Below are 11,146 nucleotides of genomic sequence, written 5' to 3'. Positions count from 1 at the left end.
GGCCCACGACGTCCATCGGGGTGGCCTGCTTGGTGTTGGCCTGGTTGTGGCCGAAGTTGGTGTAGGAGCCGTTCCAGTAGGCGTTGACCTCGTTCAGACCGACGCGCGCGGGGAAGGCGCCGCCCGAGCCGTTGAAGCCGTTACGGCCCACCCAGTCGCGGAGCATGTTCCACTCGGTCTGCGCCGCGTACAGGGCGTCGACGCAGGCGGTCTCAAGGTTGGTGCCGGAGCCGTTGCCCCAGGAGTCGGTCGTCTTGGTGTACGGCGAGCCGTTCTGGCCGCCACACGCCAGACCGCTGCGGGTGGTGTCCCGCATGGTGTAGGAGCTGCCCGAACCCGAGGTCTGGATGGTCACCTGGCCGTTGTGGTGGCCGTTGCCCGTGCCGGCGCGGACGTCGTCGTAGGAGTCCAGCACCGAGCCGTCGAGGGCGTCGACGAAGACGTGCAGCACACTGGGCGCCTTGTCGGTGGCGCCGGTGACGACGACCTCCCACGCCAGCTTCGGCTGGGTGCCTGCGGCGTGCACCAACAGGGTCGGCGTGCCGACGCTCTCCACCTTGGCGAGCTTGGCGCGGGCGGTCGAGACCGCGGTCGCGGCCTTCACCTTGGCGGTGACGCCGACCTTGATCTGCGCGCGCTGACCCGAGAAGACCGAGCCGACCCGGTCGCCCGCGCGGTCGGTGGACACGACCACGTCGCCGCCGTAGACCGGCAGCCCGCGGTAGGTGCGGGCGTAGGTCAGGTACTGCAGGCCGTGGGCGCCGTCGATGGTCCTCGCCAGCTTGAACTCGTCCTGCGAGGCCTTGCGCAGCGCCTTGGAGTCCGCCGCCAGCGCCTTGTCAGCGGTGGCGACCGCGCGCTTACGGCCCTCGGCGTTCGGCGGGGTGAAGGCCCGCTCGAACTTCGCCGCCGCTCCCACGGGGGTGGGCTTCGTCGGCGCCGCGGCCTTCGCCGCGTACGCGCCGGGCGCGTTCGCTAGCGTGGAAGCCGCTAGGGCAGCTGTCGCCAGTACGGCGACAGCGCCGGATTTGAGCTTGGATCTCACTCTGGATGACTCCTCTCACAAGTCCCCTGGGGGGAAGGGACTAAGTCCCCGGGGGGAAGGGACTAAGGAGCCGTGGCCGGCCAGGGCTGGACCAAAGTTGTCATCACCGGACCGCGCGCGAAACCCTCCAGCTCTCCATAGCGCATTGCTATGGGGTGATCGGGGAGCCGCCTTCGCGCATCATCAGGCGCGTTCTCACCGGTCGGCCCCCTCTCTCAGAGGCGGCCGCAAAAGCCTCGCCGCGGACGGCGCCCCGCCGGATCGTCCCAGCTGGAGCCCCGTTCCCCGTCCTCATCGACTCGTGGCGACCCGCGCTCTGTCTTGACCACGCCCGGCAGATCATCGCCGACAAGAGGACGAGCCATCCCGGCCTCGACGGTTCGGCGTTCCGCAGGGGCCTCGTGAGGCTCATCGAACGCGGCTGACACCGGGAAACGCGTGACGCGACGGCGCGCCCCTGTCGGGTGGCCGGGGGCTGTGGGCGATCACGAGGGGAAGTGGAGAGGCTGCCCGTGCCGTTCGAGCCAGGTGGCGTAGACGGGGACCTTCAGCGCTTCGCTCCAGTACGTGCGGATCGCGGTGCTGATGAGAGAGACCACGTTCTCCGCCAGCGGGCCGTGCCGGGTCCAGGCGATGATGTACCGGAACAGCATGGGGGTGCCCACCAGCGGGCGCACCGCGATTCCCGAGTGCTCCTGGTAGATCGCCTGGAACATCCCCACGCACCTGCCCGCCTTGATCAGGTCACAGGCCAGGCTGGAGCTGACGGAGAAGGACAGCTTCGGCGCGAAACCGTGCCGCCTGCACGCATCCCAGAAGTGCTCCCTGTGCCCCATCTCCACCTGCGGGGGCATCGCCCAGTCCTCGTCGGCCAGGTCCGCCAGGTCGATCTCCTCACATTCAGCCAGCGGATGGGTCTCCGCCACTCCCACGAAGATCGGCTCTATCACGGGGACCTCGTACACCACGCCCGGGGGCGGCGCCAGCTCGTAGCCCGGGTAGTCGCCCAGGACGGCCAGCTCCAGCCTGCCCGCCGCCATGAAGGCGTGCAGGGTGTCCATGCTGTCCTCGGTGCGGATGGTGAAGTCGACGTCGGGCACCAGGTCGTACAGGCAGTTGCTGACGTATCCCGCCAGCGACATGGGCGCGCATCCCACCCGCACGAGGGCCTTGCCCGTCCCCCGCTCGACGTAGTGGCGCGCGTCCCGCTGCAGCGTGCCGAAGGCGTGGAGCAGCGACCCTGAGCGCTCCAGGATCCACCCGCCGAGCTGCGTGGGGCGGCTGCCTTCGTGGGCCCGCTCGAACAGACGTCCGCCGAGCATGCGTTCGATGCGCTGGAGCTGGCCAGCCAGCGCGGGCTGGGACAGCCCGAGAGAGGATGCCGCCTTGGAGATACTGCCGTGCTGGGCGATCGCGTGGATAACCCGAAGATGGCGCATTTCCATGTCCATGCGGAGATGATAGGAAGAAACCCTATCTTTTTAATGAAAATCTAATAGAGATTTCATCGGGCTCCAAGAGCGCACGCAAACCTTTTTGACCCAAACGAGAGAGCGCTCACCGACGACGGGGTTTCCCCATGCCCCTCCGCCCCCGCGACCTCGCGACATTTCCCCTCTCGTCCCCGGCACCGCCTCCTCCTACGCGCCCCGTCCATGCCCCTTCCCCTCCCAGTCCCGGCCCGTGCGACTCCCCCGCAGTCCCGGGTCCGTGCGACGCCATGGTTCTCCCGGTCCCCGCACCCCCGAACCTCGCCCTCTCCGGCACCGCCTCATCGCCTCCGCTCCTTCCCCGGCCCCCAAGGCTCCACGGCCTTCACCCCCTCCATGACCCGACTCCCACGACCGCCCGGGTCCCCGCCCCTACGCCTTCCCTGACACCACCCACGTCCCACGCCCCCGGCATCACGCTCCCCCGTGGCTTCCGGCCCTCGCGGCCGCCCGGGTCCCCGTCCTCTCCCCCGTCCCCCGCCGTCCCACGATTCCGCCCCCCAGTCGCGTCTCCGCCAGGCGCCGGTACGGCGGGCGGACCAGCGTCCGGCAGGCGGCGGGCGGCGGGCGGGCCGGTGGACGTCCCGCTCGTCGCACCGGATCCGGCCAGGTGCCGAGGCGGTTCCCCCTCGCGTGCCCGCGGCACACTGATCCGCGAAACAACTTCGGAAAGCCGCACATTACGGTGAAACATTTCGTCACAACCGACCGGCGCGGCGACGCTTTCCTGAATTCGTGTGCCCGCGTCACCGTTCAACCGGGCAGAGGAACGCCCGCGGTCCCGGCCGAGAGCACGGCCTGTGGATTTTCTCGTCGCCCTCCTTCCCGAACACGCCGCCGGACATCTGGAAGCGGCGTGTGCGGACCGTCGCCTCACACCCGCCTCCGCCCGCCCACTGCGGCGGCACACGGACGGCGTCGTGCCTGCCGGAGACCGGTCGCCCCGCGCCCGCGAAACGCCTCGACCTCGGGGAAGAGGCCACCGGCAACGAGCGCACCCGGAACGTCCACCCGGCGAGCCCGCCCCTCATCCGCTGTTTCAGCGCCGCCCGCGGAACGGCTCCGGTGAACGCTCTCTCCGGCGAATTCGCGCCAGGCGCCCCGGCCCCGCGCCGTCTCCCGTCAGATCCGCCGCCGAGACGTCGGGCGGCTTCCGCCGCTTTCTGGAATATGAACATGAATTATCTGAATTGAAATGCGTGGACGACGTAAGGGGAATCAGGAAATCATCACGTGCGACGGCGGCTCTCCTCCTGCCCCGGACAGGGAACTCCGCAGGATCCGGCGGTCGTTCTGTCGGAGGCGTCGTTCACACTCGTACTTCGACCCTCTGGCGACGGGAGCTGACGCGATGGCGAGCCGGCGATCGACCGGGAAGCGACGACCGACGGGCAGGCGGAAGCGGCGGGGCGGGGGGCGCGAGGTCAATGTGGTCCTGTGGCTCGCCGGGGCGGTGCTCGCGGTCGTGGCGTTCAAGGTGACGCTGCCCTTCCTCCAGCGGAACTGGCCGTGGTTCGCGGCCGTCGCCGTGGCCGTCCTCGTTCTGAGCGCGGCCGTCGCCGTCGTGCGGGCCAGGGCGCACGCCGAGCGGGAGCGCAGGTGGTTCAGGGAGAACGCGGAGCTGGAGAAGGTCGATCTGCTGAGCGGCCCCGAGTTCGAGCGGCTCACCGCCTGGCTGCTGCGTCGCGACGGCTTCCGCCACGTCAGGGAACTCGGCGGGACGGGCGACCGCGGTGTCGACCTCACCGCCCTCGCCCCCGACGGCCGCTCGTTCGCCTTCCAGTGCAAGCGCTACACCGGTCGTGTCGGCTCCCCCGAGGTCCGCAACTTCCTGGGCGCGCTGGCCTACGCCTACGCCGGGCACACCGGCGTCCTGGTCACCTCCGGCCACCTGACCCGCCACGCCCTCGCCGAGGCCGGTCAGGCCGGGCTGATCCTCGTCGAACGCGAGCAACTGGCCGCCTGGCTCGGCGGCGGCACTCCTTTTCCCCGCCGGATGACCCGAGGAGGCTGATCCGTCGACGTGCCGGGCCCCTCTGATCCGGTCCCGGCGGACCGGTCCCACGCGGCTCGAGCCGTTCCCGCGGTCGCCGGGCGGTCTCGGGAGGGTGAGCGCGACGACTCCGCGCCGCCGCTTCGAGGCGACTGGTGACAGGGGCCGGCGTCGACCATAAGGTGGATCTTGGTCGTCGGCCCGCGCGCTCCGGACATCCGCGCGAGGGCCGGGACGTCACGACCGCCCGCACCGAACGCCTCTGATCGCCGGTTCACCTGAGGATGGGCATGACGACACAGGAACACAGCACCACCGCGGGCGCTGCCGCGTCGGGCCGTGACCCGAGGACCCTGCCCAAGGCCGAGTTGCACCTGCACCTGCTGGCGGCCATGCGTCCGGCCACGCTGGCCGAACTCGCGGCCGAGGCCGGACGCACAGCGCCGGATCCGCGTGGGTTCACCACCTTCACCGAGTTCCAGCAGGTCTTCCACGCGGCCTACGAGGCCACGTCGGCCCGGCCCGACGATCTCCGGCGGGTGGTGACCGAACTGGTCGAGGACACCGCCGCCGACGGTGGCGTCTGGGTCCAGCCGCACTTCGACCCGCACAGCTACGAACACTTCGGGCCGGTGGAGCACGTCCTGGACCTGGTTCTCGACGCCGGCCGGCAGGCCGGAGCCCGTTGCGGCGTCGGGTTCGGCCTGACGCTCGCGGTCTCGCGTCACGGAAGCCCCGAGGACGCCGTCCGTCTCGCACGCTTCGCCGTCCGCCACGCCGGGCGCGGAATCCACGCCCTGGGCCTGACCGGCGACGAGAAGGCGTGCGCCGCCGAGTCCTTCGCCGAGGCGTTCGCCGTCGCCAGGGAGGCGGGCCTGACCTCGGCCCCGCACGCCGGTGAGCTCTGCGGCCCGGAAAGCGTCCGCGCCGTGGTCGAGCACCTCGGCGCGACCCGGATCGCGCACGGCGTCCGCGCCGCGGAGGATCCCGCCCTCCTGGAGCTGCTGGCCGAGCGGGGCGTCTCGATGGACGTCTGCCTGACGTCCAACCGCGTCCTGGGCGTGGTCCCCGATCTGGCCCGGCACCCGCTGCCGCAGTTGCTCGCGGCGGGAGTGCGGTGCTCCCTCGGCACGGACGACCCGTTGATGTTCGGCTCCTCGCTCACCGACGAGTACCTGATCGCCCGTGACACCCTGGGACTCACCGACCGTCAGCTCGCCGAGATCGCGCGTGCCTCCGTCGAGACGAGTGACGCGCCCGCCGACGTGATCGCGGCGGCCGTCGCGGGGATCGACGACTGGCTCCTTCTCTGATCACCGGATGTCATGTCGCGGGGGTCGAACCGTCGACGTCGGCCCACGCCTCCCAGCGCCACAGGCAGCCGGTGCCGGACTCCGCGCGCACGCCCTGGTCGGACATCTCGAACCGCCCGAAGTCCAGCACGTACAGGGCGTCGCCACCGGGGACGAATCCGGCGTCGATCGGGCGGTGCAGCGGCGCTCCGGTGGGCAGCCGGTGTGCGGACCAGTCGAGCGGATCGACACGGACCAGGTCGCGCCCGATCGGCGGCCCGCCCGCGGGCAGGGTCATGGGCGCCTCGTCGCCGAACAGCGTGACCACCAGCTGCCCGGCGAACCGGGACGCGTGCGGCGGCACCACGGCGAACTTGGTCGCCGCCGCGTGCGGTGTGAAAGCCAGCAGGGGGCGCTGCGGCGGCGGCAGCTCGTCGTGGTTGGTGAGCAGGAAGGTCGGCTGGGGCCCGCGTTCCGGCGCGAAGGCGGGCGCGGTCACCGGCTCGCCCCCCACGAAGTCGGGCCAGCCGTACCAGGCGCCATGACGCACCTCGAACAGCAGGTCCGGCGCTTCGCCGATGGGACGACTGCCTCGGTCGTCCGCGCCCTGGTCGACCGCCAGCAGCCGCCCGTCGGGAAGGAATCCGAGGCCGAACGCGTTGCGCAGCCCCCAGGCCACCAGTTCCAGTCCGGCGCCGTCGAGGTCGCAGCGCATGACCGCGGCGGTGCAGGGCAGCGACGCGCCGACCCTCTGCCCCGGTGAGGTCGGCGTGCCGAACGGGGCGAACGCTCCTGTCCGGACGTCGGCGCCGGACCCGTCAGGGCGTGGATCGGGGGTGGCGGCGTTGACACCGGCGAGGACCACGTCCAGACCGGGCAGGTCGTGCGCGTGCGGAAGCCTCCGCAGCCAGCCCAGCTCGTAGGCGTCCAGCCCGATGACACCGAGGTTGGTCATCGCTCCCTGGCTGAAGTAGAGCTTCCCGTCGGCGCCGACGACCGCCATGTTCGTGTGGTAGTTGCCCGGCCCGGGCATCCCTTCGACGACGACCGTCCGGCGGCCGTCCTCCGCGATCCGGATGATGCGGCCCGCGCCCCCCTCGGAGACGTAGAGCCAGTCGTCGTGCCAGCACAGTCCGGTGACGGGCGCCGCCAGGTCGTCGGCGACCAGCGTTCGCTTCGGGTCGTCCGTCACGTTCTCCAGTCGCCAGATCCGGCCGCCGGGCGCCGCTCCTCCGAAGGGAAGGCCCGACTCCGCCACGTAGATCCGGCCGTCGGCATCGAAGGCAAGGCTCGTCGGGAAGTTCAGCCCATTCGCCACGACGGTCGGCGCAGACACCACGGTCCTCCATCACAAACGCCCAGGGGGTTGTCAAACCGGTCTCAGAACTCGGATCGGCGATGTCGATGTTTATCAGTATTTGACGAAAGCGGTCAACGGGAGTCCGGTTTCCCTGGGCGATCCAGGCCGACAATTCTCAGTAAACTCAACACTCGCGGCGGACCATCAACTCAGGTGATATTTCCATTTTTCACGCCACCTGGTAAGTAAACAACTGTTGTCGCCCACTTTCAAGCCGGTGTATGCTCCCGATAACGAAGATCGACTTGCTCGGCCCGCCGACCGGAAAACGTCCTGGGAACGCCGACCCCGACCTCCGTGCGTCGCAGTCCGCGCCCATCCTCCCGCCCTGTTCCACACCTCACTCCACCGGTATCGCACGCGAGAAGAAGAGCGAGCGCCTCCGCATCGGTAAGGTCGCCGCTTGAAAGAGCCGAGCCAACCTCCCCGCTCATTCGTGTGGCCAACAGAAGGGTGTCTTTGGTGCGCCTGAACCAGATCCGCAGCGGTCACTTCACGGGTCGATCCCTCCTCGCCGTCGCGGTGGGCGCGACCCTCGTCGTCGCCCTGTACAGCGGCGGCGAGAGGACGCAGCCGGCCGCGAGCACGTCGACCGCCCGTACCTCCGGGAACACGGCGGCGGTCCAGACGACCGGACACGGCGGCGCCCGGACGTGGTCGGCCCCGAACGGGGACAAGGCCAGCACCCGCCGCGTCAGGAGCCCGATCGACTCGGCGTCGGTGACGAAACTCCGCCAGGTCTGGTCTGTGCCGCTCAGGGGGCCCGCCGACCGCTGGGCGGGCTCGTACGCGGCGACGCCCGTCGTGGCCGGAGGCGTCGTCTACACCCAGGACCTCGGCTCCAACGTCTACGCGATCGACCTGCGCACGGGGCGGCTGCTGTGGACGAAGGTCTACGACTCCCCCAGCGCCGGCCCCAACGGGGTCAACGTCACCGAGGGCAAGGTCTACGGCGCGACCGCGTCGACCGTGTTCGCGCTCGACGCGCGCACGGGTGCGGAGGTGTGGAGCAAGAAGCTCATCCGCAATGACAAAGAGGGCATCGACATGGCCCCCGGCATCAACAACGGCACCGTCTACATCTCCACCGTGCCCGGCAACCTCAACCGCTTCTACGCCGGCGACGGGGTCGGCGTCCTGTGGGCGCTCGACGCCGCCACCGGCCGGACGAAGTGGAAGTTCGACACGGTCCCCACCGACCTCTGGGGCAACCCGGCCGTCAACTCGGGCGGCGGCCTGTGGTACCCCCCGAGCTTCGACAGCGCGGGCGACCTCTACCTCGCCGTCTCCAACCCGGGTCCCTTCGTCGGCACGCCGGAGTACCCGTGGGGGTCGAGCCGCCCGGGCCCGAACCTCTACACGAACTCGATCGTCAAGCTCAACGCGAAGAACGGCAGGGTGATCTGGTACAACCAGGCGCTCCCGCACGACATCTACGACTGGGACCTGCAGAACTCCCCGATCGTGACCAGGGCGGGCCGCAGGCCGGTCGTGCTCGGCTCGGGCAAGATGGGCTACGTCTACGAGTACGACCAGGCCACCGGCAAGCTGCTGTGGAAGACTCCGGTCGGCCGGCACAACGGGCACGACGACGACAACCTGCTCGCGCTCAGGGGAGAGTACTCCAAGCTGCCGAAGGCGCCGTTCACGCTCTACCCGGGCGCGCTCGGCGGGATCCCCGCGCCGATGGCCGTCGACGACACGACGGTGTACGCCGCGGTCAACAACTTCAGCGTGACGTGGACGAGTCAGACGCCGCCGCCGCAGTTCCCGCCCTTCAACGAGGGCAAGGGCGAACTGGTCGCGATCGACCTGGTGACGGGCGCGATCAAGTGGAAGCACGACTTCGACCAGTCGCCGTACGGCGGGACCACGGTGACCAACGACCTCGTCTTCACCACGACGCTGGACGGCACCGTCCACGCGCTCGACACCGGGACGGGCCAGGTGGCCTGGCAGGCGAAGCTGCCCGCGGGCTCGAACTCCCCGGTGGCCGTCAGCGGCGACACCCTGCTGGCCGCGGGAGGATGGCCGCAGAAGGCCGGGGAGAAGGCCGAGATCGTGGCCTACCGGCTCGGCAGGGGCGCCCCGACCCCCGCGCCGACCGTCACCCCGGCCGCGCCGCCCGCTCCGGGCGCGCCCTCGCCCCGCTGAGTGTCCGGACCGAAGGAACCCTTCGGGACCGGAGAAGCACGCGGGGCCGAGGAAGGACGTCCTGCCGCCCTCCCTCGGCCCTGCTCGCGACAGGCCGTCACGGGGCATGACGCCCCGTGGCGGCCCGGGGCCGTCTCGCTCACCCGGCGTCGGCCTCGGCCAGGCGGTCCTCCAGGAACGTCCGCTCCGCCCCGTTGTCGGTGAGGTCGAGCGCGGCCCGGTAGGCGCGGGCGGCCTCGTGGTGACGGCCGAGCCGCCGCAGCAGGTCGGCCTTGGTCGCCGGCAGGTAACGATAGCCCGCCAGACGGCCGTCGCGTTCCAGCTCCTCGATCTCACCGAGCGCGACGGCGGGTCCCCTGACCATCGCCAGGGCGACGGCGCGGTTGAGCGCCACGACGGGTGAGGGCCACACTCTCAGCAACTCATCGTAGAGCGTCAGCACCTGGGGCCAGTCGGTCTCGGCGTAACTCGGCGCGGTGGCGTGCAGCGCCGCGATGGCGGCCTGCAGGGTGAAGCGGCCGGGACGTCCGCTCCTGAGCGCCTCGACGACCAGGAGGTGCCCCTCCTCGATGGCGGCCCTGTCCCAGGCCGAGCGGTTCTGTTCCTCGAGGAGGACCAGCCGGCCGTCGGCGTCGGTACGGGTCGAGCGTCTGGCGTCGGTCACCAGCAGCAGCGCGAGCAGCCCGCGCACCTCCGGCTCGTCCGGCATCAGCGCCCGCAGCATCCGCGTCAGGTCCAGCGCGCGTTCGACCAGGTCGACGCGGACCAGCCGGTCCCCGGACGGCGCCGTGTGCCCGGTGGTGTAGAGCAGGTGGATGACGTTGAGCACCGCCTCGAGCCGGTCGGGCAGCTCGCTGGCCGTGGGCACGCGATAGGCGATGCGCGCCGCCGAGATCTTCTTCTTCGCCCGCGTCATCCGCGCCGCCATCGTCGCCTCGGACACGAGGAACGCCCGTGCGATGTCACCGGTGCTGACGCCGCAGACCAGGCGCAGGGTGAGGGCGATCTGCGCCTCCCTGGCGAGCGCTGGATGACAGCACGTGAAGATCAGGCGCAGCCGGTCGTCCTGGACCGCGTCATCGGAGAGATCATCCACTTCGGTCACGTCCGGTTCCACGAGAAGGGGCAGCTTCGACCGGAACAGTTGCTCGCGCCGGAGCGCGTCCAACGCCTTCCGCTTGGCGGCGGTTGTGAGCCACGCGCCGGGATTGCGGGGCACCCCCTCACGCGCCCAGGCGTCCAACGCCACCAGGTACGCGTCCTGCACACACTCCTCGGCGAGATCGAGGTCGCGCGCGACGCGCACCGTCGCGGCGAGCACGAAAGCCCACTCGCGACGGTGCGCGTCCGCGACGACCCGCTGAACCGCGGTCGTGTGCGCCTGGGTCACCCGGCGAGAAGCGGCCGGACCTCGACGCCGCCGCTCACGATCGGGACCAGCCTGCCGATGGCCACCGCGTGGTCGAGATCGCGGGCCTCGACGACGAAGAAGCCCGCCATGGCCTCCTTGCTCTCGATGAACGGCCCATCGGTGATGACGTCGCCCCTGATCGTCGTCGCGGTCGAGGTGGGCTGCGTCGCGTGCGCGTTGAGGATCTTCCCGCCCAGTTCCTCGACCCTCTCGGGCACGCGCATGTGCGCCTCGAGGACCTCGGGCGGAAGGTCCGCCACACCGTTGGGGGTCTCTCGCTCGTAGATCAGGATCGCGTACTGAGGCATCGGACTCTCCTTCCCACTTCTCATTGCCGCCGTCCCCTACATCGACGACGGACGGGGCGCCGCGGAATCGACAACGCCATCGAAGATTCTCGT

The 11,146-nt window shown here is 70.6% G+C and carries 8 protein-coding genes; 3 read left to right on the top strand and 5 right to left on the bottom strand.

Going from position 1 to position 11,146, the window contains the following annotated elements; genetic code table 11:
- On the bottom strand, positions 1–1,045 hold a 1,045-nt coding region (locus PKF00_RS28095; protein ID WP_369011189.1), incomplete at its 3' end, for a M4 family metallopeptidase.
- A 485-nt stretch (positions 1,046–1,530) separates the two neighbouring features.
- Complete coding sequence (locus tag PKF00_RS28090; RefSeq protein WP_271220657.1) at positions 1,531–2,496, bottom strand: LysR family transcriptional regulator; 966 nt, start codon at positions 2,494–2,496, stop codon at positions 1,531–1,533.
- Positions 2,497–3,886: 1,390 nt separating this feature from the next.
- On the opposite strand from PKF00_RS28090, the gene PKF00_RS28085 reads away from it, so the two are divergent.
- Both PKF00_RS28085 and add read left to right on the top strand, forming a co-directional pair.
- Complete coding sequence (locus PKF00_RS28085; protein ID WP_271220656.1) at positions 3,887–4,549, top strand: restriction endonuclease; 663 nt, start codon at positions 3,887–3,889, stop codon at positions 4,547–4,549.
- A gap of 269 nt (positions 4,550–4,818) precedes the next feature.
- A complete protein-coding gene (gene add, locus PKF00_RS28080; RefSeq protein WP_271220655.1) occupies positions 4,819–5,841 on the top strand; it encodes an adenosine deaminase in 1,023 nt (340 codons plus the stop codon).
- 10 nt (positions 5,842–5,851) lie between these two features.
- Here add and PKF00_RS28075 read toward each other — a convergent pair whose 3' ends face one another.
- The gene (locus PKF00_RS28075) at positions 5,852–7,156 is read right to left on the bottom strand and encodes a PQQ-dependent sugar dehydrogenase (RefSeq protein WP_271220654.1); all 1,305 of its coding nucleotides are present in this window, start codon (positions 7,154–7,156) and stop codon (positions 5,852–5,854) included.
- 486 nt (positions 7,157–7,642) lie between these two features.
- Here PKF00_RS28075 and PKF00_RS28070 point away from each other — a divergent pair, with 486 nt between their 5' ends.
- Positions 7,643–9,334 carry an outer membrane protein assembly factor BamB family protein gene (locus PKF00_RS28070; protein WP_271220653.1) on the top strand — a complete coding sequence of 564 codons (1,692 nt, stop codon included), beginning with the start codon at positions 7,643–7,645 and terminating at the stop codon, positions 9,332–9,334.
- A gap of 139 nt (positions 9,335–9,473) precedes the next feature.
- Here PKF00_RS28070 and PKF00_RS28065 read toward each other — a convergent pair whose 3' ends face one another.
- Both PKF00_RS28065 and PKF00_RS28060 read right to left on the bottom strand, forming a co-directional pair.
- Complete coding sequence (locus PKF00_RS28065) at positions 9,474–10,724, bottom strand: RNA polymerase sigma factor (protein ID WP_271220652.1); 1,251 nt, start codon at positions 10,722–10,724, stop codon at positions 9,474–9,476.
- Positions 10,721–11,053, bottom strand: coding sequence for a YciI family protein (locus PKF00_RS28060; RefSeq protein ID WP_271220651.1), 333 nt, complete (start codon positions 11,051–11,053; stop codon positions 10,721–10,723). The genes PKF00_RS28065 and PKF00_RS28060 overlap by 4 nt, the downstream gene beginning before the upstream one ends.
- Positions 11,054–11,146 lie beyond the last annotated feature (93 nt).

This window comes from Streptosporangium carneum, from assembly GCF_027922005.1.
In the GTDB taxonomy this organism is placed as follows: Bacteria; Actinomycetota; Actinomycetes; order Streptosporangiales; family Streptosporangiaceae; genus Streptosporangium; species Streptosporangium carneum.
The sequence above is the reverse complement of the archived record's forward strand: the minus strand, read 5'-3'. Positions and strand labels throughout refer to the sequence as shown.